Below are 26816 nucleotides of genomic sequence, written 5' to 3' on the forward strand. Positions count from 1 at the left end.
AACAAAGGGGCAAGAGGAAATGTTGATAGAAGAGAGAACATACCGAATCGAGAAAGACTTTCTTGGGGAAAAAGAAATTCCGGCAGATGTTTATTATGGAATACAAACTCTACGCGCTGTAGAGAATTTTCCGATTACCGGTTACAAAGTCAATGAAGAAATGATTCGTGCACTAGCTATGATTAAAAAAGCAGCCGCTTTAGCAAATATGGATACCAAACGGTTATATGATGGTATTGGAAGCGCTATCGTCAAAGCCTCTGATGAAGTGATCGATGGAAAGTGGCATGAATATTTCATCGTTGACCCAATTCAAGGCGGCGCGGGTACATCGATGAATATGAACATTAATGAAATCGTTGCCAACCGTGCGTTAGAACTCATGGGACACAATAAAGGGGATTATGGACAAGTTAGTCCAAATAGCCATGTTAACATGTCTCAATCAACCAATGACGTATTCCCTACTGCCATTCATTTATCAACACTACGGCTTTTAGAGCAATTGTTACAAACAATGACCAAGATGAGTACGGTTTTAAAGAATAAAGCAAAACAATTTGATCATGTTATCAAAATGGGACGCACACATCTTCAGGACGCAGTGCCAATTCGACTCGGTCAAGAATTTGAGGCATACAGTCGCGTGTTGGATCGGGATATAAAACGAATCAGTCAATCACGTCAACATTTATATGAAGTGAATATGGGAGCAACAGCAGTGGGAACGGGATTGAATGCAGATCCTCGTTACATTGAAAATGTTGTTAAATATTTAGCTGAAATCAGTAACTTGCCGCTTGTAGGAGCAGAACATTTAGTAGATGCAACCCAAAATACGGATGCATATACTGAAGTGTCAGCTTCATTGAAAGTATGTATGATGAATATGTCTAAAATTGCTAATGATTTACGTTTGATGGCTTCAGGACCGAGAGCGGGATTAGGAGAAATCACACTTCCAGCACGTCAACCAGGTTCATCCATCATGCCAGGAAAAGTAAATCCAGTAATGCCAGAATTAATTAATCAAGTCGCTTTCCAAGTGATCGGGAACGATAATACGATTTGCTTAGCATCAGAAGCAGGACAACTAGAGTTGAACGTAATGGAGCCAGTCCTTGTATTCAATTTATTGCAATCAATTAGCATAATGAACAATGCGTTCAATGTCTTTACAGATTATTGTTTAGAAGGCATTGAAGCTAATGAGCAACATTTAAAAGATTATGTCGAACAAAGTGTTGGAGTGATTACAGCAGTCAATCCGCACCTTGGATACGAAGTGGTTTCACGTATTGCGCGTGAAGCGATATTAAAAGGCAAATCAGTTCGCGAACTTTGTTTACAATATGATGTGTTGACAGAAGAAGAATTGGACCTGATTCTAAATCCTTATGAGATGACAAAACCCGGTATAGCGGGAGCTTCTCTTTTTGATCGGCAATAACCAGTAAATTAGTAGAAAACATTAATCTATATGATTTTTGATGTAATGACTATGCCTTTAGGACCGTTGGTATAAAGGCATAGTCATTAATTATATACATTCCTTTATGAAATGTTCAACCATCCGTCAACTGCCTGTAGATATTGATAACTGAATATTCAATTATTTTGACCTTCGATCTAATCATGGAGGGGGGAACTATTTATAAAAAATCCATCGCCCTTAGAATATATCTAATAGCATTAGCCGCTACAGATCCTCTTAAATATTCAAATAAGCCAGTCAGTCTAAATACCAGCCTTTTTGTTTAAAAGGTCCTGTTAAAGCATGATAAGGAACACGACAAAAAAGGATCGTCCCTTTATTGCAGAGGAGCGATCCTTTGCTGTTAGTATCTTTAAATGCTTTCTTACCACAAGGAGAATTTTGTTTAAGAACCTGAGCTTACCGTTCTATTCAATATGATTCAGCCATACATTAAAAAGATGTAAATAGAATGATTAAGGGGGGAACTGCTTTGTCAGAAGGTGTGCATAGTATCGTTTTACCTGTTTCAATAAAAACGGTATGGGGATTTGTAAGTAGTATAGATCGTTGGGCACCTCTTGTCCCGGGATATATCAATCATGAGATGATAAATGATTGGACACTCATTTGGGAGTTTAAAAGCGATTTGGGATTAATGAAGAAGAAAGTAAAACTTGAAGTGAATATATTGGAATGGATTGAACCCGAAAAGGTAACATTTAAACTTAAGGGATTAAATGAAAAATTTGATGGCCATGGCTATTTTTTAGCAGAACAGTACGGAGTTGGACAGACTAAAATGACTGGATGCCTGGCGATTTCGGCAAAAGGAGCCAAAGCCCCTATCGTCAATGCTTTGTTAAAAACCTACGTTCCCCAAATGACGATCGAGTTTTCTGAGGCAGTTGCGCAAAGTCTCCTAGTACAAAAATAGAAATTACAAATTGCAGCTATCATTAATGAACATTGGCACTTGACAATTATACCTAAGTGGTATGTATTATAAATTGTAAGATTTTTATCAATCCTTCATTTCACCTGAATAGGTTTTATGATGGATGTCTAGATAAGATTCATAAGTAATGGGCAGGGTAGGAGGCCTCACATGGAATATGATAAGCAGGTTAAAAATAGAGTGAAGCGAATAGAAGGACAGCTTCGTGGGATATTGAAAATGATGGAGGAAAACAAAGATTGCAGAGATGTAGTAACGCAGTTATCTGCCACAAGATCTGCAATCGATAGGACAATCGGTGTAATAGTAAGTTCAAATCTTGTAGAATGCGTCCGGGAGGCTAATGAAACCGGAGAAAAGAATCCCGAAGAGCTAGTGAAAGAAGCTGTGAATTTATTAGTGAAAAGCCGATAAGCAATTATATTTATTGTTATTGTTGAATTTGAATTTTTAAGACAATGATTGAAAACAATCTGTCCAATCTGAGAAATTCTAGTGTCCAGGGTGGATGGATTTTTTTAAAATGGGCCTCTACAGGAAGAGGTCCTTTTTTTGAATTCTCTGTTTTCATTTCTGATAAGCAAATCCTTTGATATAAAGAATTTGCATGGTATCCTTAAAGGGATAAAAATTGAGTGAGGGTATACTATGGAATTTACGCATGTTACATCGGTTTTGCTCGGCCTCGTCATCATTCTAAATATTTTATTTGCCACGATTGTCATATTTTTTGAAAGAAGGGAAGCGAGCACCACCTGGGCTTGGTTATTGGTGTTATATTTTCTCCCTGTAGTCGGTTTTATTTTATATCTCCTTTTTGGAACGAGTTTAAGGCACGCCCACTTATTCCAATGGGAGGACAAGAAGAAAATCGGGATTGAAGAAATCCTTGATAAACAGATGGAAGAGCTTTCAACGGATCATTTTCCTTTTCGAAATGCTTCTTCAAGTAATTACCGTGATTTGATTTATATGCATCTCCGGAACAATGATGCCGTGCTTACTGAAGATAATCAAGTCGATATTTTTACGGAGGGAAAAAATAAGTTTGACCAGCTTTTTAAAGATATTGAAGCGGCAGAAAACCATATACACATACAATACTACATCATTCAAAGGGATGGCCTGGGTAAACGATTCATTGAAGCTTTGACTAAAAAAGCGAATGAAGGCGTCAAAGTTCGGGTTCTTTATGACGAGCTGGGTTCCAGGGGGATGACTAAAAGTTTCTTCAGGGAATTTAGGCAGGCAGGAGGGCGAGTGGAGGCATTCTTTCCATCCAAATTAAAATTTATAAATTTACGGCTGAATTTCCGTAACCATCGAAAGCTAGTCATCATTGATGGAAAAGTAGGGTATGTTGGAGGCTTTAATGTTGGTGATGAATATTTAGGGCTTAATCCAAAATTCGGTTTTTGGCGTGATACACACCTTCGAATAAAGGGTTCGGCTGTCAAAGCCATTCAAACCCGTTTTATCCTGGATTGGAATCAGGCATCAAAGCACCATGATATAACTTATCAGCCTCATTATTTCCCTGTTTTAAAGCCTCAAGGCAATATAGATTTGCAAATAGTGACAAGTGGACCAGATTCTGAATGGGAACAAATTAAAAATGGCTATATTAAATTGATATCTTCAGCAAAGAAATCGATTCTCATTCAAACACCTTACTTCATACCGGATGCAAGTTTATTGGATGCACTCAGGATTGCCAGCTTATCAGGGTTAGATGTAAAAATCATGATTCCGAATAAACCTGATCACCTTTTCGTTTATTGGGCAACAACTTTCAATGCAGGGCAGTTATTAAGAGCGGGAGCTAAGATATACATCTATGATAACGGCTTTATTCATGCGAAGATGATCGTGGTGGACGAAGAGGTCTCCTCGGTGGGGACAGCTAACATTGATGTCCGTAGTTTTAAATTGAACTTTGAAGTCAATGCCTTCATTTATGATGAAGGCATGGCCGAAACACTGACAAGGATTTTTTATAAGGATGTTGAAGTCTGCAGGCAGCTTACAATTGAAGACTTTGAAAAGCGTTCAAAATGGATTCGTTTTAAAGAGTCCATTGCAAGGTTGGTATCACCCATATTATAATTTTTAAAGTTGCAGACTATTACTATATGGGCCGCTTCGACTGTAGACAAATTCGTAAAAAGCGAGTTTGTCTGCAGTTTTTTTCTTTGAAAAATGTTCAAGATTTTACAAACCCTCAAAAAAGTTCTAGCTTTGATTTCAGAAATCCGTTTCCTTTTCGCCGACTGTCTGCCAATACTCATCAAAGCAAGCGTCACCGGGGTCTCGGCTAGCAAGTTTTCGGCAGGAGTATCGCAAATTTCTTCAATCCAATGAGGATTTATTTCATATAAATGAAAAAAATCATGGAGTATAGCCAAGACTGTTTTAAAATTATAGTAATCATCCTCGGTAAGAATAGTGAAAGCGATTCGGCAGGAGACCATTTCGGACTCCATTTTGGTACAATAGTTTATATCCATAAAAGGGGGAAATGCCGTGAAAACATTTATAATCACAGGAGCTTCAAAAGGTTTAGGGGCTGCCATCGCCAAAGGATGTTTGCAGACGAGTGATCATTGCATTTTAGTTTCCCGTACAGCCCATCCTGAAATGCAGCGGATGGCTGATAGATCCGGGACGAAACTTACATTTATTTCGATGGACTTGAATGAAACGGAAAAGTTACCTTCCTTAGTCAATGAGATTCTTGATGCTGTCGATGAAACAAGTGACATTTATTTCATTAATAATGCAGGTGTCATTGAACCGATAAAGCCGGTAGGAAACCTTGGTATAGTAAATTTGGAAACAAGCATGCGGGTGAATTTCATGGCACCCATCGTATTGGCTGATGAATTCGTTAATCAGACAAAGGACTGGAACAGAAAGAAGGTAATGGTCAACATATCTTCAGGAGCAGCTAAAAACCCTTATCATGGCTGGTCAGCCTATTGCAGCACTAAGGCGGGGCTAGAAATGTTCACACGGGTTGCAGGGTTGGAACAGGATAAAACATCTTTCCCCACGTCTCTCATTTCTTTTTCACCAGGTGTAATGGATACGGAGATGCAAGGGACAATCCGGTCAGCAGACGAACGGGACTTTTCCGATCGAGACAAATTTCATGAATATAAAGAGAATGGCATGTTAAGAAGCCCTGAATTTGTGGCAGATAAACTTTTGCAGCTTCTTGAAGCGGAAGATTTGGAGAATGGGAAGTTCTACGATATTAAGAATTTACTTTGATTTATGGGAGTATGTGAAACGAAAAATCAACTGATGGCTTATAGCGTGGGGCTGTCCCTTAGGACAGCCTCTTTTTTTAGTGATCCTTCATTCCCATTTAAAATAAAGTCTAAAAAACCAGGATATCATCATTTGGAAATGTGATAATGCGTTCTATCCAATTACCTGAATGACATAAACTTTTTTGGAGGGAGTTTGGAGGGCTTTTAATGACAATCATTATTGTGAAAAAAGGTGACAGTCTTTGGGAAATTGCCACGAAAAATAAAGTTGACCCATCGAGGATAATTGAAGTCAATGGATTGGAATCAACAACTTTGGTCCCTGGCCTGGCATTGTATATACCTAATGAAAAAGCGGTGAATCGGAGGTATCTAATTAAAAGTAAGGATACCCTTACTAGAATCGGCAGTCTTTTTGGTACGAGTGCAGCGGAAATCATGGAGGCCAATCCAGGAATCGTTGCAAACTCGCTAAAAGTCGGTACGGAAATTTTAATTCCGTCTCCATACAAAAATCAATTGATTACACTGGGTTTTGCCTTCCCGACTTCAGGTGGAGTAGTGTTTGAAACACTTGAGCAGAATGGAGATAAATTATCTTATTTAGCCATTGTAGCTTATTCGTTTACAAGGGAAGGAAATGCATACGTTGATGGTGATGATTCCCCCCTTATTGCGAAATGCGGGCAGACAGGGGTGAAGCCGCTACTGATGATCCGGAACTTCCAAGGTGGTGATTTTGATGCTGATTTGGCTGGTGAAGTCCTTGCTAGTTCAGTTTACAGAGCGAATTTAATCAAAAGTATGCTGAATTTCGTTAGGGAGAAAGGCTATGGCGGTGTCAGTATGGACATCGAATTCATCCCACCTGCCAGGCGTTCCGATTATGTGCTTTTTTTAAAAGAATTAAAGGAGGGGTTGAACGAACTGATCCTGCATGTGAACGTACATGCAAAAACAGCGGATAATCCTGATAATCGAATTGTAGGCGGGCATGATTATCGGGGGATCGGAGAGGCGGCCGACCTTGTTGCCGTGATGACCATTGACTATGGGTATCCAACTGGCCCGCCTGAACCCATTTCCCCACTTTGGTGGATGGGGGAGGTTCTTCGTTATGCTTTGTCGACCATACCTGGGTATAAACTGCAGTCGGCATTTCCTATGTATGGATACGATTGGATAGTACCAAGCCACGAGACTAAAGCTTTATCAGCTCAAAATGCCCAAAATCTTGCCATTGCAACTGGCTCTGAAATAACTTTTGACACTTCAGCGGCTTGCCCTACCTATTCTTATCGAAGAGAGAATTCGAACCATGTCGTTTGGTTTGAAGATATTCGATCGATAAGCGCAAAATATGAAATGATTGATGCATATGAACTGATAGGTGCAACTTATTGGCAGATTGGTTTGGAATTCCCGCAGAATTGGGAGTTTATAGATAAGAATATCTGGATTATCAAATAGAATGAATGAGTGCCAGGTGGTAAAAAGAAGGGTTATATATTTTTTTCCCTTGTTTGGTTGTGCAGCTATTACCAGGGGCAAGCCAATCACACCGAGCAAGATTTTAAAGAGAGACAATATTGTTCGACGTGCCCTTGTAACATAAAAAAGGAGCCATGGAAAACCAAGGTTCCTTTTTTATGTTGAATCGAAAGAAATGCATCATCTAGGAATATTAGATGACTGACTTGACAGTGATTGATCACATTTTCCCCTTTGTAGGTCCTTCCTTTTAAACGTTGCATAAAGAAAGGCAAGGAATATCAGGGTGGAAGAAAATTGGAACGTTGTTTTGACACTGTATGTTTCCGTTATATAGTCTAATAGTAAGACAGAGCCGGCAAATGTAAGATTGATGACCGCTCCCCAAACGGCATAAATTTTTGCAAGAGTCTTTTCCGTTGCATGGTCTTGGAATAGCTTGGTGTAGATTATTTCCCGGATTTGTTCTGGGAGACCGTACAGGCATGCCAGAAGCAAAGCCAAAGCTGGAATACTGGTAGTTCCAAAAAGCAGGATCAGCAGTGAACTGAGAAATAGCCCGAAAGTGATGAAGAATCCAATATATTTTTCTAGTAACTTGGCAAAACGGATGACGATCAATCCACTGAAAATCATGCCGACAAAGTAGCTTGTGTTAATGTATCCCCACCACTCTTCACCAAGTTGCAGGTTCTGTTCTACATATAAATAGATAACGGCAGCCACCCACACGCTTGAAGCTAAAGTAGTTATAAAATCAATCGAAATGAGTGTATGGATAGTTGGGATTTGGCGAATCGCAACCCATCCGGATTTAATGGAACCCCAGTTTGTCGGAGCAACAGAGTCCGTCGTTTGTTCTGAGATTTCGATTCTCCCTGTATAGATCGTTGAAACGGCAAAAAGCATGACAGTAAGCCAAATGATGAAGCTGCTATTGGTGCTTATCAATAAGACGGAACCTAGTGGCCATCCTGCAACAAAGATGGTCTGGGTGATCACATTCAAGAAACCATTCGCTTTCATCCGTTCATCTTTTGGAACTAATTGAGGAATAAAAGCTGCGCTGACCGGTGCAGCGACTCCATCCAATAATGAAATCACGGCAATGAAGAAAATGACGGCAACAGAAAAACCATGATTGAAACTTGATATATAGATTCCTAGGCAAACAAGTAAGATAGTTTTAAACCATTGAGATTGTACAAGGATTCTTTTTAAAGGAAACCTGTCGATGACAAGGGGGGCAAGTAAACTGCTGAAAAACCGAAAAATCGTTGTAGTGAACGGAAGCAAACTCAAATAAAAGGCAGATCCCGTCAAGTTAATAATAGTGAAATCAACCCGACTACATAAAATATATCCCCTAGATTTGCAAACGCCTGACCTATCCAAAGGCATCGAAACGATTTGTTTTTCATGAATACGATCCTTTTAAGAAAATAAAGTTCATGGATATTTAGAATGGTTATTTTTTTACACTGGATTCACTCCTTCATTTAATAGATTGCATGAGCCGGGTTGGGCTGATTTATCATTTCCCGCCAGAAGACTCCCTCTTCAAGCGTGTGAAGGGCGAGAGCCCACCGGTAAGGGGGAGATGAATGGCGGTTGGCCTAAGCCAAAGTATTCTTTGGCAAACGTACGTTCCCTGGTTGATAATAACAATAAGGGGGTGAAACCAATGGTCGTAAACAAGGCTTATAAATTTCGAATCTATCCAACGAAAGAACAATTAGTTCTCATCAATAAAACGTTTGGCTGCTCTCGTTTTGTCTATAACTTCTTTTTAGGCAAACAAAAGGAGAAAGATGTGTATCGGTATATCTGTGAAGAAATGAAGCAAAACAGCCAATTACCCTCTAATGAATGGAAAGGCTCTTTTCTGAATAAATACGCAACAATCAAAGAACTTCCAGCTTTAAAGAAAGAGTATTCTTTCCTGAAAGAAGTTGATAGTATAGCCTTACAGAAATCGGTGGAAAATCTAGCAGATTCCTATAGTCGATATTATAAAAAACAAAACAAGTCACCACGTTTCAAATCGAAAAAGAATCCGGTCCAATCCTACACGACTAAACATACGAATGGAAATATCGGAATGATTGGAAACCCAATTAAATTGCCCAAACTCGGTCTCGTTCGTTTTGCTAAAAGCCGCGAGGTCGAAGGGCGAATCATCAATGCCACAATCAGGCGGAACCCTTTGGGTAAATATTTCATTTCCGTTTTAGCGGAAACCAATGTACAAGTACTTCCTAAAACGAATCGTTCGTGCGGTGTAGATCTTGGTTTGAAGAGCTTTGCGATTCTTTCAGATGGTACGGTCTATCAAAATCCAAAATTTTTCCGGACGGTCGAAAAAAAATTGGCCAAAGCACAACGGATTCTTTCAAGGCGACAAGAAATAGCCTTGAATCAAAATAAACCATTGGCTGAAGCCAAAAACTATCAAAAACAAAAACGAAAAGTGGCCATCCTATACGAAAAAATTTCAAATGCCCGAATGGATTACTTACATAAAGTCTCAACCGAAATCATCAAAAACCACGATGTTATTGGAATGGAAGACTTGCAAGTGTCCAATATGATGAAAGATCATAAACTAGCTAAAGCGATTAGTGAAGTATCTTGGTACCAATTCAAAACAATGTTGGAATACAAAGCAAAATGGTATGGTAAACAAATCGTGACCGTATCTAAAACGTTTGCTTCTAGCCAATTGTGTTCTGGCTGCGGGTACCAAAATAAAGACGTTAAAAATCTAAATCTTCGTGAATGGGATTGTCCTTCTTGTTCTTCTCACCACGATCGAGATATTAACGCAGGACTCAATCTAATGAACGAAGCCATAAGGCTTCTAACCGTAGGAACTACGGGGAAAGCCTAATTAAAAATTGGCAGATAGGCTAATGTTCTTAGGAATCCCCCACTTCAATCAGACTGTAAAGTCGATAAGTGGTGGGTAGTTCAAATAGATGATTTTACCATAATATGAAAACGGTGGTTCTGAAATGCTTGCTGAATATTGAATATGGAATTATACTCCTTAATATATGTAAAAAAGGAGAAAAATTTGATGATACGACGTTTTGCTTCATATTACCTGCCGCATAAGCGGTTATTCATTATCGATTTCTTCAGTGCAGTGGTCGTGGCTGTACTTGAACTTGCATTTCCGCTAGCCGTTCAGTGGTTTATAGATACACTGCTTCCTGGCGACGATTGGTCTGCAATTGTTTCGGTAAGTGCCGGTTTGTTCCTCATTTATATCATTAGTACCTTCTTACAGTTCATCGTAGGGTATTGGGGTCACAAATTGGGTATCAATATTGAGACTGATATGCGTGAGGAATTATTTGAGCATGTGCAAAAACAATCTTTTCGTTTTTTTGATAACACCAAAACCGGCCATATCATGAGCCGCATAACCAATGATCTGTTCGATATTGGTGAACTTGCTCACCATGGTCCGGAAGATTTATTCATTGCCTTCATGACTTTTATAGGTGCATTTTGGATTATGTTGACGATCAATGTGAAATTGGCACTCATATCGGTTTGTATTTTACCGTTCCTCGTTTTGTTAATTGTCATAAGTAACTTAAAAATGAATATAGCCTGGAAGAAAATGTATACAGAAGTTGCGGATGTAAATGCCCGTGTGGAAGATAGCGTCTCAGGGGTGAGGGTTGTCCAATCCTTTACTAATGAAGCATATGAAATGAAAAGATTTTCTACTAATAATCGCAGATTCCGTAAAGCGAAACTTCTTGGATATAAGGTAATGTCCTTTAGCTTATCAGGCATTTACATGATGACGAGGTTTATGACCCTTGCCGTGTTGGTGATAGGAGCTTGGCTAACATTTCATGGGCAGCTCTCTTATGGTGAACTGGTTGCATTCGTCTTATACGTTAACGTATTATTTAAACCAATCGACAAAATCAGTGCGTTGATGGAACTCTATCCAAAAGGGATGGCCGGCTTTAAGCGTTTTACGGAACTTCTGGATGTCGCGCCTGATGTTCTGGATAAAAAGGATGCAATAGAGGTAACCACCCTTTTGGGTGATATTTCCTTTAAAGACGTTTCTTTTAACTATGAAGATAAAAAGCAGGTTTTAAAAGGTATTGATCTAACAGTTAAAGCGGGTGAAACCATCGCTTTTGTCGGTCCTTCAGGAGCCGGGAAAACGACCATATGTTCATTGATCCCACGATTTTATGATGTTAATGCCGGCTCGATTTCCATTGATGGAATTGATATTCGTGAGATGACGAAAAAGTCGTTGCGATCACAAATTGGCATTGTCCAGCAAGACGTGTTTCTTTTTACAGGAACTGTAAAAGAGAACATTGCGTACGGAATGCTTGACGCATCGGATGAACAAATTCAAGAAGCTGCAAGGAAAGCCCATTTGGAGACTTTCATTGAAGGCCTTCCGGAAGGCTATGAGACTCAAATAGGTGAACGCGGCTTGAAATTATCGGGAGGACAAAAACAACGGATTGCAATAGCAAGGATGTTTTTGAAAAATCCGCCAATATTAATTCTCGATGAGGCAACCTCTGCACTCGATACTGAAACGGAAAGAATAATTCAGCAGGCTCTTACTGAACTAGCTGAAAACAGAACTACGTTAATCATTGCACACCGTTTGGCAACCATTCGAAACGCTGACAAGATCGTGGTTGTTACGGAAGAAGGAATTGCTGAAGAGGGCGGTCACGATGACTTACTTAAGCAGGGGGGCATTTTTGCCAATCTGCATCAATTACAATTTCAAAAATGATAAAAAGCTATATGTCCTCACAGGGACATATAGCTTTTTTAATTGAATGGAGTGGAGTTCAATCAATAATGATCTCGATAAAACCATCATCTTCAATTAATATTTCTCTGAACAAATTGAGGCGAAATCTAATAGGATAGCCTATAACAATAGGATTGGCTGTGCATACAATAAGGGTAGACGGTGAGGCCATAAACCAGAAACGAATAAGGAGTGTAAATCGTGAAAGTAATGACTATTTTAGGGACTCGACCTGAAATTATCAGATTAAGTCTAATTATAAAGAAACTGGATCAATATGCCGATTCACATATTCTAGTGCACACTGGACAAAATTTCACCGCATCCTTAAGTGAAATATTCTTCCAACAGCTAAAGGTACGAACCCCTGATTATGTCTTATTGAATCAACAGCAAACTCTTGGTGAACAGTTAGCGGCCATATTTAAAAAATTAGAGATCATCCTATTAACTGAAAAGCCCGACAAAATATTAGTGTTAGGGGATACAAACTCCGGACTCAGCTCTATCTTAGCAGAAAGAATGGGCATACCAGTTATTCATATGGAAGCAGGGAACCGTTGTTTTGACTTGGAGGTGCCTGAAGAAAAAAATCGTCGTATTATTGATGCTGTTTCAAGCTTTAATTTACCTTATACTCCTCAAAGTAAAGAGAATCTCTTGAAGGAAGGTATCCCGAGTAACAAAATATATTTATCGGGAAACCCCATTTACGAGGTCTTGAACCATTACGATAATGAAATCGAGCAAAGTTTAATCTTGGACAAAAGGAATTTGGATAAGGAAGATTATTTCCTCGTTACCATTCATCGAGCTGAAAATGTTGACCATGAAGACCGTTTACTCGAGATAATGAAGGGCATTAATTTAGTTGCCGAAACCTATCAAAAAAGAATCATATGCAGTTTACATCCCCGGACAAAATCCCGCATTGAACTCAGTCCCAAATTAGAAGTGCATCCATTAATTGAATTTCATGAGCCATTTGGTTTCTTTGATTTCGTAAAACTTGAAAAAAACGCTTTTTGTGTGCTGACCGATAGTGGAACCGTTCAAGAGGAATGTTGTTTGTTCCATGTACCGACCGTTACGATACGAAAAACAACGGAAAGGCCAGAAACCATTGAGTCGGGCAGCAATATGTTATCAGGAATTAACGCTAAACAAATCGTCAATTGTGTGAAGGTTATGGTTAGCCAGCAAAAAGACTGGACTTTTCCAGAAGGTTACGACCATAAAAACGTTTCAGATAAAGTACTTAAAATAATACTGGGAGGCCATGAAATTGATTAAAGATCGAACAATCTTGGTAACAGGCGGTACAGGCTCATGGGGATATGAATTGGTTAAGCAGTTATTAGATTTTGAACCGAGTGAAATACGGATTTTTTCAAGAAATGAGTCCAATCAATTTTCAATGAAGCAAGAGTTTGATAATAATCCGAAATTACATTTCATAATCGGGGATGTAAAAGAGAAGGAAGCTTTATTGGAAGCTTGCCAAGGTGTTGATTATATTTTCCACTTGGCAGCGTTAAAGCATGTTCCTGTATGTGAAGATCAACCCATTGAAGCTTTAAAGACGAACGTAATTGGAACACAGAATGTTATAGAAGCCGCTATAAGCTGTAATGTACATTCGGTTGTAAACATTTCTACAGACAAGGCATCGAATCCATCCAATTTTTATGGTCTATCAAAAGCAATGGCCGAAAGATTGATCATACACGCTAATACATTAAACACCAAAACAAGATTTGTTTGTATCAGGGGCGGAAACGTGCTGGGCACAAATGGAAGTGTGATTCACGTTTTTAAAAAGCAAATTGAAGAAAAGGGAAAAATCGGGATAACCGACTTAAACATGACGAGATTCTTTTTAACCATTGAAGAAGCGATTAAATTGGTATTTAAGGCAACCTTTGAAAGCATTGGCGGAGAAATTTTCGTAATGAAAATGCCGTCCTGTAAAATTATTGATCTTGCCCAAGTATTAATGGATGCTTCTAATAAAGAAAATGTAGAGGTTGAAATTCTAGGAATAAGACCAGGAGAAAAACTCCATGAGATCCTGCTTTCAGAATATGAAAGCACAACGACGATTGCCTATGACGATGAATATTATGTAATACTTCCAGCCATTCATATAGATGGTATAAAAGAACATTACTCTAAATACCAGCCGGTTAGTTTAGAAGACTATAATTCTGGCACAGGACTAATGGATAAAGCCCAGATTGAGGAAATGTTAAAGAAAGGGGGCTTCATTTAACATGAAGGTACTAGTCCTTGGTGGACAAGGGATGGCAGGTCATGTAATAAAGGAGTATTTCACACAGGACCCGAAGTATCGGGTGACCTATACGTCAAGGGATCCGAATGATAAAAATGGTCTATATCTGGATGTAACCGATTTAACGAGTCTAGAGGAAATCATGGATAAAGTTAAACCTGACATTACGATAAATTGTATCGGCATTTTAAATGATCATGCAAATGATAATACGAAACTCGCTTTTCAGGTTAATAGTGTCTTTCCCCATCAGCTTGTTAAATTGACCGAACGCAATAATGGAAAATTGATTCATATCAGTACAGATTGTGTATTTTCAGGTGCAAAAGGTGATTATACTGAGGATGATGTCCCCGACAGTTCTTCAATTTATGGCCAATCAAAACATTTGGGAGAAATCATTAGTGAAAAACATTTGACTATACGGACCTCCATAATAGGCCCGGAGCTAAAAGAAAATGGAATTGGTTTATTTCTTTGGTTCATGAAGCAAAAGGGAGAAATAACAGGATACGAAAAAGTGCTTTGGAATGGTGTAACGACTCTCGAACTGGCTAAGGCACTAGACACGATGATTCAAAAGAACATTACTGGGTTATATCATCTGGGTGCAGATGAAAAGATTTCTAAAGCGGCCTTATTGAAATTGATTTCTGAAATCTTTGAAAAAAATGATGTGGAAATCATTCCGGATTCAAATATAGTTCTGGATCGAACCATAAAGAATAAAAGGTCCGATTTTAAATACCAAGTTCCAACTTATGAAAAGATGTTAGTAGATTTAAGAGAGTGGATGAAATCAAGTAACAAACGGACCAACTGTTTAATTTAAGATTAACCAACTTTATAAGACTGAAAAGGCTTAACCGGAAGAACCGAATCACAAAATAAATAATGTCGAGAATCTTTTGTTTTATTATCATTGGCGGCTTTCTTTTAGGATGAAAATCTGAAACTCAACCAATATTAATGGTCGTTAAAAAATCTTATGACCATTAGTATATTACATATATTAATTATCAAGTGAATCAATAAATTACCTTACTTTAGGATGGATTAAATTAAAAGTGTATTCATCGTTCCGGGGGAACTTAGAAATACAGGTAAGAAAGATAATAACGAGAATAACAACATCGGGATAATTAAATATCGAATAAGGATCTATCGGAAATATCATTAATAAACATGTAATCCTATTAACCAATGGATTTTTCTAAAGCTAAACCGTGTTCAGTATTTAATGGGTAATGACTAGATTCGTTCTATCACCCAAAAGAAAAGGTGATCCAATTGGATTATTCGAAACGTGACTTCCCAAAAACGAATATTGTGGAATAGGTAGTAGGTTGATATTACGTACACGTTAATAGCATTCTATGAAAACAGTACTGTATTCATTATCACGTTTTATTTCACAAAAGCACTTCGAGGGCTTAGTTTTTCATGCTGATTTTGGCACTCAATATACAGGCTGTGAATGTACTTTGTCTTTATTAAAGAGGAAGAAGTCTACCAAGTATAATATCTTGACTTTTTATATACCAATATTAGCGGTGCATTAAATAAATTCATGACAAATTTTCATGTTCACCGGATGGAATAGTAGAAAAAACCGCTTCCTAGTAATTAGAAACGGCTTAAACATATCGCGCTTTACTTTGTTTTTCAATTAGAATAAAGGTTATAAATTGTAAATTATTGACTTTTCCAACTAGGTGGTCACTATAAACCCATTTCAAGTTAACCAGTGCATCGATCAAATTAATTTAAATAGTTTCGGTAAAGATCGTTTCATCATAAGCTGGAGAATGAAATAACAACATACCTAGACTATATCTTTTTGAAAATTAAGGCTTAATAAGAGATTCTGGAAAAAGAAAAGATCCCTATTGGAATTCTTTCTTACTCGTGAAAGAATAGGTTTCGGTTAGCCCTTGGAAAATATCTGTCTTTGGATACCAATTAAGCGATTGCCGTGCTTTCCTGTTATCAAGGCAGCTGTGTTTGATATCTCCTGTTCTTTCGGCTGAATGGACTGTTTTCACTTTGGAGCCATGAATTTGTGTGAGCATTTTCAATAGTTGATTTACTGACGTTTTCTGTGAAGTGCTGACCTGGATTGTTTCATGATTTCCACGATTCACTGAAGCGATGTTAGCATGTACTATATCTTTCACATATATAAAATCACGAGTTTGTTCACCATCACCGTGAATGCTTAAAGGCATTCCCTTTTTGAGTTTTTCTAAGAAAACTGCGACGACTCCGCCTTCCCCTTTTGCTGTTTGTCTCGGCCCATAAACATTTCCATAACGGAGAATCGTGTAGGGGAGCCCATAAAGCTGATGAAATAAGCGGATATATGATTCGGCCGTTAATTTTGATAATCCATAATAAGATATGGGTACTGTCAGGTCATCTTCGGAAATCAAGTCTTTCTGTAAATTTCCATAAACTCCTGAAGTAGAAGAAAAGATCAGCTTATTTACAGAAGATTCATGACAGGCCTTAAGGATATTTATCGTTCCATTGATATTCACATCAGCATCATATTGGGGTTCAAGAATGGAGCGACTCACATCGGCCTGTGCAGCCAAATGAAAGACGACATCTGGCTTTTCTTTAACAATAATCTGACCAGCGACCTCGCTGCATATATCTTCAGTATGGATGATGGCATTGGGATGTACATATTCCTTGTGTCCGGATATCATGTTATCCAATACATGTACCTCGGCACCATTTAAGATAAGTTCTTCAACGAGATGGGAACCAATGAACCCAGCCCCACCTGTCACGATAGCCTTCATACATCATACTCCTTTTATATGTTTTTTGTATTGTATGTTTTACGGTCAATAATGGCTTAAACAGTTACCTAGCCTTTTCTAAAAAAGAAAGGAAAAAGAAAAGATGCTGACTCAATCAAAGTGGTCAGCACCTTTCCTGTAGACATCATTTATTTCTCTTTTTGCTTAGTGCGGTTTTCATATACTTTTAGCACTTTTTGAACGGCTTTATCGGGTGACCAATGTTCCAGCCCCCATTTCTGGGCATTAAATCCAAGGTTTTTCCTATATGCTTCATGCTCCAATAAGTAATTTATATGGATGGTTAACATCTGCTCATCCCCGGCGGGTGTTAATACACCCGTAATTCCATGTTCAATGATTTCTGGTACTCCACCCACATCACTGGCAATGACAGCTTTTCCGGAAATTTGCGCTTCTATTACAGACAACGGCTGATTTTCCATCAACGTTGGAAGAACGAAGATATCCGAAATGGATAACAAATAAGGAACATCATCCCGTCTTCCCATAAAGATCACATCATTTTCCAAGCCCTCCGCTTTGCTTTTGTTTTTCAACTCCAATTCTTTGGGACCGTCCCCAATAATCCAACAAACCCAATCATTTCTAGTCTTTTTTAATTCCTTTAGTGCGCTGATTAAGTGATGCACTCCTTTAAACTCATTCAGGCGACCAGTATAGATAATCACTTTCTTATCATTTGGGCGTTGGATCTCGGTTTTTTCGTACATTCGCTTCAGGAAGGTTTCTGTATCATATCCATAATGAAAAACATGAAGTTGTTCTTTCGGCACTTGAAATTCATTCGTTAAAATATCTTTCATCCATTTATTGGCTACAATCGTATACTCAGCCGAGGTCGCACCTTCATATTCGAGTTGGTTAAAATAATCACAACCTTGTTTTGCAATGCTTTTCTTTAGCGTTTTGGAGCTGTAGTGGGCGCTCTTAAGCTCGTGAGCGACACAACCATGAAGGGTGGCGACTAGAGCAGTTTTTTCAGATCTTATTCGGTTAATGCAGACAGTAGAAAATATATCTTGTGTATGAATGACATCATATTGATTCAAACCTAAATTATTAGCTGCTAACTGAAAAAAATCACACATTGTTGCATAATAATCAATCACTGGATCACTATGGAGGGGTGAATCAAGTTGTTTCATTAATACCACTGGAGGCAGTGAACCCCTATCTATCCTACGATTTTCGTTAATGATATGAACATATTCATGGTTTTTACCATAGCTTAGGAAATCAACTTTATGACCAAGAGTTTCAAGCTTTTCCTTTAATTGCTGCATATAGTTCCATACCCCACCGACATGTGGAGTCTCCCAAAACGTGGCAAGCAGTATTTTCATGAAAATATCTCCTGTCAGTTAGTACTTTGAAGTTCATCATTTCCATGTTCTTTTTTTATAAATATTCAGGAAATAAACTTGTGTTATAGACGGATGCCTTCTTAGCATAATATTCTTGATACCGAATATTTTCAAATGAAGAAAAGAACTAAAAAAGAGTGACTGGTAAGAAATTCATGTTTGTTCTGCAAGTATCATAATGATAAAAACGGGTATATCCCTGGAAATCTTTTATTCTCGATTTGTAAGTGATTGAAAAGGATATGTATTTTTAAAACTAAAAAGGACAAAAAAACAGCGAGCTCCTGTAAAATACAGATACGCGCTCGCTATCTAGTTTTTTGATATTACTTTCTGATAAAAGGGCAAGATATCTTTGGTGAATGTTCCGGTTTATGATCCTTAACCTTTGGCATTATTAGTCGGAATATGCAGCAGCGTTAAAACTTTCAGGGCCAGTACGAGTTGGTGCAACTGGCACCCCACCAGGTATACTAACAAACGCTTCATAAGCCAAAAGTCCTGTTGGGGGGTTAGGTGGTAAATAGTCAGCACCGGTTACAGTGATTATATGTCTAGAAGCAACTAATAAGGCGCCTGCAGCTGGTGCTGTTTCTGTAGCTGAATAAACAAGGACACGCCCTGGTCCTTGGCCTCTGTAAATTTCGATGAGGACGGGGACTAATACAGCAGCTAAAGAACTAATGGCAACTGTTGCAGTGAATTGAACACGAAGGTTAGGTCCAGCACCTGATGTGACTAGGCCAAGTGTTCCAAAACGCGCGGGAGTTGAGGAAAGTGGAATTGCAATCTGCCCACTCTTACTTATGTTCTGCGAAATCCTAGCGTCTAAAAATCTTCCCATAATTAACACCTCTTATCTAATGGTATACCTCCAATATATTAATGTTTTAAGTTATTGTATGGACAAGTTATCCATTTTTCCGAAAAAAATAATTATTTTTTCGAATCATATAAAGCATAGAGTGTATTTTCTAACATCTATGAAATTGTATCGTCCCATTTACGCTACAAAATTATTAGAAGCATGCGCATACGAAAAGGGCTTTCTCAGAAAAAGGTGAAACCTGCCCATCAGAATCAGTTTAAACTTGTCCTAACTGTTCTAAGGTTCTTATTAGCTAGGAAAAAGCTTCTCATGAGTTTAATAGCTTTTGTTTTTCAATCTGAAATTCTTCTTCAGTAAGGTAGCCTTGTTCTTTCAATTCTGCTAACTTTTTAAGATCCTCAATATGATTGGAACTATTTACTGGAACAGAATTAAACAATACCAATATTTGATTTGTACCTGTGCGATCAAGTACCCGATACCCTTGCTTTGCTTTTGTGGCTATTCCTTCACCATTTGGAATACAGTACCCATTAACTTCACAACTGCCATCATCTCTAACTAAGAGTTTTCCTAAAAGTCCTATGGCAATCCATTCAGGTCTGCTACTGCGTGGTTGGTATTCAAGGGTAGCATCCCAATCAGGGTTTATAACCGGTCTTAGTTCTGCCCGTTTCGGTATGACCACATTTCCGTTAGCGTCTAATACTGAAGGGAGTGTGATGTTTTCATACAAAGTTTCACCCCATTCTGTAGTCAAGTACTTGTGTTTCCACCTAAGCTCTCCACTATCAGCTAAGAAGGCAGGTTTTGCACTTGAGATTCCAAGTATATAATCATCTTGACCCGTTGCTATACGCACTTTATCACTTTCCAACGTAACGAAGTACCCGAATTCAATTGGGTTTCCATCTGTCGTTTCGAACATTTCCGCATAATCTGCTGCCGGGGTAGTGAAGGTTCCGTCAATTTTTACATTACCGTTACTTAAAATTTTAGCAGCTAAACCCGGCGTTGAGGCATTTGTGCCATTTGCCAGGTACCAAGAATACGGAAGCTCATTTGCTGCACCAAATTGTCCCATGACATGGACGCCTTCCAAGAGGTTCGCATTAGTTGATTGTCCCTCTGTGTGGGAGAATAAACCAGAAGCTACCGTGTTAACACCCTCAGCGTGAGAGGTGAAACCACTGGCAATGTTTAAAGCTCCCTCAGCATGGGAGTTTTGGCCAAGTGCTTGAGTCTGATTTCCTTCAGCATGGGAAAGATCCCCGGAAGCAACAGTACGTTGCCCTTCCGCATGGGCAAAACTTCCACCAGCCAACGTCAAGTTTCCTTCCGCGTGTGAGGCCCTTCCGTTAGCTACCGTCTGATCTCCTTCGGCATGAGAAGATTCCCCTTGAGCTCTAGTCGCTTGTCCTTCTGCATGAGAAACAAGCTCACTAGCGACCGTATTTTCACCCTCGGCATGAGATGCAATACCCGAGGCAGTCGTTAGACTACCCTCGGCATGAGATGCAATACCCGAGGCAGTCGTTAGACTACCCTCTGCATGGGCATATAAGTTCAGGGCTCGTGAGTTCGAACCTTCAGCATGGGAGGCATTACCCGAGGCTAAGGAAGAGTTGCCTTCAGAATGGGCAGCGATACCCTCCGCTTTAGTATTTGAACCTTCTGCGTGGGAAGTTTCTCCGCTAGCTGTGGTACGAAAACCCTCTGCGTGCGAAGCCGCACCGCTAGCTGTCGTGGTATAGCCCTCTGCATGTGCGACATCAGCTGTCGTGTTCGTCTGAAACCCCTCTGTATGGGAAGCGTTCCCACCTGCTGTTGTGCCACTTCCTTCCGCATGAGAAGCAACTCCGTTGGCAATTGTATTGATCCCTTCGGCTACTGAACAATTTCCAATTGGATTTTGATTACAACCATTCGTCATATTAATTCTCTCCTTAGGTATTAGATTTATCAAAGACTTATTAAGTTCACATTCACTGTATTAACCGGCTTTCTTCGGAAATAAAAATCTTTTAAGCTGTAAATATAGTGGAAATCTTCATTATTTCTATAGCTATTCATCATACGGAAAAACACGTTTCGTGAGAATAATAATTATTCTTAATTTTACAACTATTAGGCGATTCCCTTAATTAAATATGACTTCTTTTTTCTGAAGACAGCATGATTGACCCTGTTATTATGGTATGCCTCTGGAACATATTGATATGGACAAATCATTCAATTACAGGTACTTTAAATTTTTCCATTGTTAGGTAATCAAATATTTTTCAACAAAATTTAAAAAGTAAATATTAAAATGAAAACTCATATTGATAAAACACATAATAAAACCTTGTCACTCAAATGTTTAAAGTTTGGGAGTTATATCGTTTAAATGATATTTATAATTTATTTGCGCTTTTATTATTATTTGGGGAGAGTAGCCCATAGCAACAGGGAGATTAAAGGCATAATGTAATAAAGAGACCGTGTTTGTGATGAAATAAGGATTTTATAGAAATGGTAAAGGTTAAGTATTAAGTGCCTTGAAATGGCTAAAGGTGAATAATGAGCATTAATGGGGTTTCGATGAGTTGTTTTGTATTTGAATGGATTATCTGACACTTAGTGAACAAATGGGTACTGGTTAATCAAAAATCCTACAAGAGTTTGTATCTAATATAAAAAATTCTCCAAAAACATAGAGTTTATTATAGCGAGTATTAACATCAATAGTGATTGGATGAGAAATCAATGAATCAACAAGGCAAATTAATAATCACAGGAGCTAGTGGGTTTACCGGTCAGCATGCATGTGCACACTTTCTGAAATCTGGTTTTGATATTACGGCAGTTTCAAGAAAAAAGATAAATTTCGAAAAAGAAATCCACACAGAATGTTGTGATCTTACAAATAAAAAGGATGTATACAGCCTGGTTAAAAATATCAAACCTCATTTCCTTCTTCATTTAGCAGGCCAAAATCACGTTGGAGAATCATGGTTGGACCCAGTTTCATCGTTGGAAGCAAATTCCATGTCTACCGCTTATTTAATAGATGCCCTTCGTAAAGAAAGTCCAACCTGTAAAATCTTGATAGTTGGCTCCGCTCTTCAATTTGATCCGACATCTATATCCACACTTTCCCATCCATATAGTTTAAGTAAAACACTTCAAGTACTTATCGCACAATCATGGGCAGTTTTATACAATATGGATATCGTCATAGCAAAACCATCTAATTTAATTGGACCAGGATTCTCAAAAGGTGTTTGTTCTGTTTTTGCACAAAAAATTGTAGAGATGGAAGAGCAAAAGGCAGAAAAAGTTCTCGAGGTTCATAATCTGAATGCCAAACGTGATTTTCTTGACGTAAGAGATGCAGTTAGAGCATATGAAGTTCTATTGAAAAAGGGGAAGTCCGGAGAAATATATGATGTTGCTTCAGGTAATAATTGTACTCTAGGAGAAATCATTGAAGGATATAAATTGTTAACATCCGAAGAAATACAGGTGAAGTTGAAACGAAATGATTTAATTGAAAAAAATATTGAAAGCGATCCTATTAAGCTTGTGAATTTAGGATGGAAGCAAAGAATTCCACTTGAATCATCTTTATTGGCCATTCTTAACTTTTATCGTCGACAAAAGTGAAAATGCCGGAAAAAATAATTTTTTATTAAACAATCGATTTACTACATGATACTTCTAGTATCTGTATCAATCATTTTAATTTTTACAGGGGGGTAGGCTATGGATCCGAAAGTATCAATCATTATTCCTTTTTACAATTGCTCCTATATAGATCAAGCTATTCAAAGTGCACTAAATCAAACCTATAAGAATATAGAGATTATTGTAGTAGATGACGGTTCAACAATTTTTACTGAAAAAATTCAACCATTTTTGGGGCGGGTTCTTTACTTAAGAAAAGAGAACGGTGGAACTGCTACGGCATTAAACCATGGTATACATGCTGCATCGGGAGAGTATATTGCCTGGTTAAGTTCGGATGATTATTTTCTTCCTGAAAAGGTATTCAAGCAAATAACTTTTATGCTCAAAAATAATGCAGAAATAAGTTTTACGAATTATGATTGTATCAATAAAAATAATCAAGTAATACTTAATTGGGTCGGAGAACGTTTTTCGGATATTGAAAACGGAGTGTATCAAGCTTTTTTATTTCGAAATCCTGTTAATGGCTGTACAGTCGTTATGAAGAAAGAGATATTTGATAAGATTGGTTATTTTATTCCATATCATCGTTATACACATGATTATGAAATGTGGTTTCGGTTACTAGTAAACGGCTATAAGATGTATTATTTAGATGAAAGCTTAACAAAATTGAGGCAGCACAATGAGTCGGGTACAAGTAAATTTCAACCTGAAATGAAGAAAGAAATAGCCATAATTGAAAACTATTATCGACCACTTCTTATGAAAAACATGAAGGCTTTTTTATAAGGGTGATTTATATTTATTAGATGAATGGTTATAAAGTCTAAAGTAAATTTGATTTTTTATCGCTATACTCAAAATCGTAGGGAAAGATTAGTAAAATTTTTATACAAAAAACTTGGTGTAATATAAATATAAAGCCTTAATTGAAGCTAATAATCTATAAATAGTTTTGGCATTCGATAAATTTTTCATCTAAAAGAAAAGGGAAGTTATCGTTGTTTGGTGACAGCGGAGTAAGTATATAGAAACATAAGCCGGAATTTACTTTTCCGGCTTTAAGTTTCTTTTTATTATTAAAAATTTATTCCGAGTGATCTTAGCATGTTGATAAAATTTTGGCAATATAAATCTGGATTAAAATGTGTTTTTACATGTCTAAGGGCATTTAATCGTATTTCTTCTCTTAATTTATGGTTGTTCATTAATTCATTTGCCTCTTTGACTGCTTCGGATACATTCCCTAGAGCGTAATATTTTCCAGTTTGATTATGAATGATTGAGCTTCTTACGCCATCGGAATCGGTCGTCAACACAGGGCATTTACAACTCATTGCCTCGAGAAGTGAGTAAGGGGCTCCTTCCACTTTTGAGGTTGAACATAAAAAACCTCCTGAATCGCCGACAAGTGAGAAATATTTAGCCATTTCGGAATTAGGAACATTTGAATGAAGAGTGAGGTGTTTGTTCAAATTTAATTGTGTTATTAAATTTTTAAATTGGATTCTTTCTTTAGGGTCACCAATAGTGGGATCTTCAAACATATACAATTGTATGTTTGAATTTATTTGGTGGATAAGTTGATAACCTATTTGAAGAAATTCCCTCCAATTCTTGTTATCCTCAATTCTGCCGATCCATGCAATTTTTGGACCGCCTACTAATGGAAATGACCGGTAAGGAAATTGATTCGTATCGAAGCAATTATTGAAACTGAATTTTGGAATTGAAGGATAAAGTTCAGTTAATAATTGCATGATGTGTGGTGTTTTTGGATTAAGGAATCCATCTGCATAGGCTGTGACATGTGGAATAGCATTTGTAAGTGCCGCCCTTGCTGCACTTTTGGGGCCGTATCCTTGAATTTCTATAATCATCTTTCCTTTAAAACCCATACCTCTGAATCTGGGTAAGGCTAGGAAATCTGAAACCACAACGATTGCGCTATATTTTCCATCTTCTAAAATTTTCTTGATTTCGATATCATCATTCGAAATGAATGTTGGGGCGTTGTGATCATTTATATGTTTTCTTTTATTTGTATAATAAAGGAAATGTGCATTAATATTAAATTTCTTTAGTGCGGCCGATCGTTGTCGATTTAATGTCTCCACTCCTCCACTTGGAACATAGAAAACAAACAGTATATTCATATTTCTCCTCCCAAAATAAACCAATATGATTTTTATATAACAGTGATTAAAGGGGTGAAACCCTATATAAACAGGCTACAAGTCAAAATTGATTCGTACATCTTGGATGAGTCCAAAACATATGTATTATATATATGATATAGGGACCGATTTTATTTTGATATCCAGCTAATACACGCCATTTTTTGAGGGGAATGTCATTTAAAGGTTTTTTACGCATCTTAATAAGTGTGAGACTAACTGTAATTTACGAATAACTCAAGGGTTACAATGGTTAAGTGAGCAGGGATCTAGATTTGTATTAAAAGGTATATTGATGGAGGGGTGGTTCAAGTATGTCAATGGTATCTATCATTGTTCCTTTCTATAATTGTCCATACATTGATCAGGCTTTGGAAAGTTTGGTCAACCAAACATATAAACATATAGAAATAATTGTCGTAAACGATGGTTCCACACAATATAAAGATAAAATTGTTCCTTACTTAGATAAGATTAAGTATATCGAAAAGAAGAATGGAGGAACGGCGAGTGCCTTAAATATGGGTATAAAAAATGCCACTGGTAATTACATTTGTTGGCTGAGTTCAGATGATGTTTTTTATCCTGAAAAAACAGAAGTGCAGTTGGACTTCATGCAAAGGAATCGTGCCCTCTTTAGTTATACAAGTTATCATTGTATAAATGAAAAAAGCGAAATTATCACTGCTAACTTAGGCATAAACCCGCCTAACCGACTTGAACTAATCAAAGCAATGAGCAGAGGAAATATTATAAATGGCTGTTCTGTAATGATTCATAGGAAGGTATTTAATCTTTTAGGTGTATTTGATGAAAAACTTCCATACACTCACGATTATGAATTATGGTTACGAGTAGTACAAAAATTTGATATACATTTTGTACCTCAACCACTACTGCTTTATAGAGTTCATAAGCAAATGGGCTCAAAGAAGCATGCAAATGCAATCACAAAGGAAAAGAGCCTCGTTGTTAGCCGTCATGGTAATAACATGCGACAATTACTGAAAAGGTTGCTGAGGAAACATTAAAAAATCAAATTTACAGTCTATGAAACTAATTCTGTAGGATATTTTAACTTACATCTCCGATACCTCAATCTATTTCTATCTTGTCCATAAATTGTATTTGAACTTTTATTTTGCTTTTATATTTAAGTATTTGGTATATATAGATTTTTGATTTTACTAATGGTTTTATCGATACCTCAGATTGATCACGATGAAAATTAAAAACGAAGCAGAGTATCAATACTCTGCTTCCTTCTCGATGTTATTTTGATGCTCTCTCTGCTTGTGAGCAATCAAATTAATATATAAAAATATGAAGTTGGTTGGCAAATGCCTATAAGGTTACAAATGAAAAGCCAAGGCAACTGCCTAAGGTTGTGCGTGTATTGTAATATCCGTATTTAGTAAAGAAAAAATGCAAGTATACTTTTAGGTGAACAGTAAAAGAGTTAACATGCAGGTAACATTCCTAAAGAGAGAAATGATTGGTGAGGAGTGGAATGTTTGAATACTAATAGTTCAGTTTGTTTTTTATTCTTCCTACTGGAGTTAGTATAGTTTCATGGACACATTTTAGTTAAGTCCTTACAATGATTTTTGAGAGGATGTGTCCGTCTTGG

General features: G+C 37.6%; 20 protein-coding genes. 14 read left to right on the top strand and 6 right to left on the bottom strand.

Going from position 1 to position 26816, the window contains the following annotated elements; genetic code table 11:
• Positions 1-19 precede the first annotated feature (19 nt).
• The 6 genes from aspA to ACFX4I_RS18155 all read left to right on the top strand — a co-directional run bounded on the left by aspA (position 20) and on the right by ACFX4I_RS18155 (position 7177).
• Positions 20-1450 (top strand): aspartate ammonia-lyase, encoded by a 1431-nt coding sequence (aspA, locus tag ACFX4I_RS18130; RefSeq protein ID WP_230304214.1) that lies wholly within the window; start codon positions 20-22, stop codon positions 1448-1450.
• 517 nt (positions 1451-1967) lie between these two features.
• Positions 1968-2411 carry an SRPBCC family protein gene (locus ACFX4I_RS18135; RefSeq protein WP_309518871.1) on the top strand — a complete coding sequence of 148 codons (444 nt, stop codon included), beginning with the start codon at positions 1968-1970 and terminating at the stop codon, positions 2409-2411.
• 171 nt (positions 2412-2582) lie between these two features.
• Positions 2583-2846: a metal-sensitive transcriptional regulator gene (locus tag ACFX4I_RS18140; RefSeq protein ID WP_283896419.1), complete on the top strand. Its 264-nt coding sequence runs from the start codon at positions 2583-2585 to the stop codon at positions 2844-2846.
• Between the two features lie 234 nt (positions 2847-3080).
• Positions 3081-4538 carry a cardiolipin synthase gene (gene cls / locus ACFX4I_RS18145; RefSeq protein WP_283896418.1) on the top strand — a complete coding sequence of 486 codons (1458 nt, stop codon included), beginning with the start codon at positions 3081-3083 and terminating at the stop codon, positions 4536-4538.
• 417 nt (positions 4539-4955) lie between these two features.
• Entirely contained in the window at positions 4956-5705 is a 750-nt protein-coding gene (locus ACFX4I_RS18150) for a (S)-benzoin forming benzil reductase (protein ID WP_377422125.1), read from the top strand.
• 209 nt (positions 5706-5914) lie between these two features.
• On the top strand, positions 5915-7177 hold the full coding sequence (locus ACFX4I_RS18155; RefSeq protein ID WP_377422127.1) for a glycosyl hydrolase family 18 protein: 1263 nt from the start codon (positions 5915-5917) through the stop codon (positions 7175-7177).
• A gap of 201 nt (positions 7178-7378) precedes the next feature.
• On the opposite strand, the gene ACFX4I_RS18160 is transcribed toward ACFX4I_RS18155, so the two are convergent.
• Complete coding sequence (locus tag ACFX4I_RS18160) at positions 7379-8599, bottom strand: MFS transporter (protein ID WP_377422129.1); 1221 nt, start codon at positions 8597-8599, stop codon at positions 7379-7381.
• A gap of 283 nt (positions 8600-8882) precedes the next feature.
• Between ACFX4I_RS18160 and tnpB the strand changes: the two genes are divergently transcribed.
• The 5 genes from tnpB to ACFX4I_RS18185 all read left to right on the top strand — a co-directional run bounded on the left by tnpB (position 8883) and on the right by ACFX4I_RS18185 (position 15139).
• On the top strand, positions 8883-10088 hold the full coding sequence (gene tnpB, locus ACFX4I_RS18165) for an IS200/IS605 family element RNA-guided endonuclease TnpB (protein ID WP_377422131.1): 1206 nt from the start codon (positions 8883-8885) through the stop codon (positions 10086-10088).
• A gap of 189 nt (positions 10089-10277) precedes the next feature.
• Positions 10278-11993 carry an ABC transporter ATP-binding protein gene (locus ACFX4I_RS18170; protein ID WP_377422133.1) on the top strand — a complete coding sequence of 572 codons (1716 nt, stop codon included), beginning with the start codon at positions 10278-10280 and terminating at the stop codon, positions 11991-11993.
• Positions 11994-12215: 222 nt separating this feature from the next.
• Positions 12216-13307, top strand: a complete 1092-nt coding sequence (wecB, locus tag ACFX4I_RS18175) for a non-hydrolyzing UDP-N-acetylglucosamine 2-epimerase (RefSeq protein WP_377422135.1) — start codon at positions 12216-12218, stop codon at positions 13305-13307.
• On the top strand, positions 13300-14286 hold the full coding sequence (locus tag ACFX4I_RS18180) for a polysaccharide biosynthesis protein (RefSeq protein ID WP_377422137.1): 987 nt from the start codon (positions 13300-13302) through the stop codon (positions 14284-14286). The genes wecB and ACFX4I_RS18180 overlap by 8 nt, the downstream gene beginning before the upstream one ends.
• A 1-nt stretch (position 14287) precedes the next feature.
• Positions 14288-15139 (top strand): dTDP-4-dehydrorhamnose reductase family protein, encoded by an 852-nt coding sequence (locus tag ACFX4I_RS18185; RefSeq protein WP_377422139.1) that lies wholly within the window; start codon positions 14288-14290, stop codon positions 15137-15139.
• Between the two features lie 1054 nt (positions 15140-16193).
• Here ACFX4I_RS18185 and ACFX4I_RS18190 read toward each other — a convergent pair.
• From ACFX4I_RS18190 to ACFX4I_RS18205, 4 genes are all read right to left on the bottom strand, one after another.
• Positions 16194-17117, bottom strand: coding sequence for an NAD-dependent epimerase/dehydratase family protein (locus ACFX4I_RS18190; RefSeq protein ID WP_377422141.1), 924 nt, complete (start codon positions 17115-17117; stop codon positions 16194-16196).
• Positions 17118-17266: 149 nt separating this feature from the next.
• A complete protein-coding gene (locus ACFX4I_RS18195) occupies positions 17267-18484 on the bottom strand; it encodes a glycosyltransferase family 4 protein (protein ID WP_377422143.1) in 1218 nt (405 codons plus the stop codon).
• A 418-nt stretch (positions 18485-18902) separates the two neighbouring features.
• Entirely contained in the window at positions 18903-19349 is a 447-nt protein-coding gene (locus ACFX4I_RS18200; RefSeq protein WP_377422145.1) for a hypothetical protein, read from the bottom strand.
• Between the two features lie 292 nt (positions 19350-19641).
• Positions 19642-21267, bottom strand: coding sequence for a peptidase G2 autoproteolytic cleavage domain-containing protein (locus ACFX4I_RS18205; protein WP_377422147.1), 1626 nt, complete (start codon positions 21265-21267; stop codon positions 19642-19644).
• An 800-nt stretch (positions 21268-22067) separates the two neighbouring features.
• Between ACFX4I_RS18205 and ACFX4I_RS18210 the strand changes: the two genes are divergently transcribed.
• Complete coding sequence (locus ACFX4I_RS18210) at positions 22068-22982, top strand: NAD-dependent epimerase/dehydratase family protein (protein ID WP_377422149.1); 915 nt, start codon at positions 22068-22070, stop codon at positions 22980-22982.
• Positions 22983-23081: 99 nt separating this feature from the next.
• On the top strand, positions 23082-23798 hold the full coding sequence (locus ACFX4I_RS18215) for a glycosyltransferase (protein ID WP_063576053.1): 717 nt from the start codon (positions 23082-23084) through the stop codon (positions 23796-23798).
• A 290-nt stretch (positions 23799-24088) separates the two neighbouring features.
• Here ACFX4I_RS18215 and ACFX4I_RS18220 read toward each other — a convergent pair whose 3' ends face one another.
• A complete protein-coding gene (locus ACFX4I_RS18220; RefSeq protein ID WP_377422151.1) occupies positions 24089-25165 on the bottom strand; it encodes a glycosyltransferase family 4 protein in 1077 nt (358 codons plus the stop codon).
• 335 nt (positions 25166-25500) lie between these two features.
• Here ACFX4I_RS18220 and ACFX4I_RS18225 point away from each other — a divergent pair, with 335 nt between their 5' ends.
• Entirely contained in the window at positions 25501-26217 is a 717-nt protein-coding gene (locus ACFX4I_RS18225; protein WP_063576055.1) for a glycosyltransferase family 2 protein, read from the top strand.
• The last annotated feature ends 599 nt before the right edge of the window (positions 26218-26816 follow it).

This window comes from Peribacillus sp. YIM B13472 (assembly GCF_042788005.1).
Classification (GTDB): Bacteria; Bacillota; Bacilli; order Bacillales; family DSM-1321; genus Peribacillus; species Peribacillus simplex_E.

What these genes read in the sequence shown, in the direction of transcription:
- aspA (WP_230304214.1), top strand. Translation starts at nt 20, where the DNA reads ATGTTGATAGAAGAGAGAACATACCGAATCGAGAAAGACTTTCTTGGG.
- ACFX4I_RS18140 (WP_283896419.1), top strand. Translation starts at nt 2,583, where the DNA reads ATGGAATATGATAAGCAGGTTAAAAATAGAGTGAAGCGAATAGAAGGA.
- cls (WP_283896418.1), top strand. Translation starts at nt 3,081, where the DNA reads ATGGAATTTACGCATGTTACATCGGTTTTGCTCGGCCTCGTCATCATT.
- ACFX4I_RS18155 (WP_377422127.1), top strand. Translation starts at nt 5,915, where the DNA reads ATGACAATCATTATTGTGAAAAAAGGTGACAGTCTTTGGGAAATTGCC.
- ACFX4I_RS18160 (WP_377422129.1), bottom strand. Translation starts at nt 8,599, where the DNA reads ATGCCTTTGGATAGGTCAGGCGTTTGCAAATCTAGGGGATATATTTTA.
- tnpB (WP_377422131.1), top strand. Translation starts at nt 8,883, where the DNA reads ATGGTCGTAAACAAGGCTTATAAATTTCGAATCTATCCAACGAAAGAA.
- ACFX4I_RS18170 (WP_377422133.1), top strand. Translation starts at nt 10,278, where the DNA reads ATGATACGACGTTTTGCTTCATATTACCTGCCGCATAAGCGGTTATTC.
- ACFX4I_RS18185 (WP_377422139.1), top strand. Translation starts at nt 14,288, where the DNA reads ATGAAGGTACTAGTCCTTGGTGGACAAGGGATGGCAGGTCATGTAATA.
- ACFX4I_RS18190 (WP_377422141.1), bottom strand. Translation starts at nt 17,117, where the DNA reads ATGAAGGCTATCGTGACAGGTGGGGCTGGGTTCATTGGTTCCCATCTC.
- ACFX4I_RS18195 (WP_377422143.1), bottom strand. Translation starts at nt 18,484, where the DNA reads ATGAAAATACTGCTTGCCACGTTTTGGGAGACTCCACATGTCGGTGGG.
- ACFX4I_RS18200 (WP_377422145.1), bottom strand. Translation starts at nt 19,349, where the DNA reads ATGGGAAGATTTTTAGACGCTAGGATTTCGCAGAACATAAGTAAGAGT.
- ACFX4I_RS18205 (WP_377422147.1), bottom strand. Translation starts at nt 21,267, where the DNA reads ATGACGAATGGTTGTAATCAAAATCCAATTGGAAATTGTTCAGTAGCC.
- ACFX4I_RS18215 (WP_063576053.1), top strand. Translation starts at nt 23,082, where the DNA reads ATGGATCCGAAAGTATCAATCATTATTCCTTTTTACAATTGCTCCTAT.
- ACFX4I_RS18220 (WP_377422151.1), bottom strand. Translation starts at nt 25,165, where the DNA reads ATGAATATACTGTTTGTTTTCTATGTTCCAAGTGGAGGAGTGGAGACA.
- ACFX4I_RS18225 (WP_063576055.1), top strand. Translation starts at nt 25,501, where the DNA reads ATGTCAATGGTATCTATCATTGTTCCTTTCTATAATTGTCCATACATT.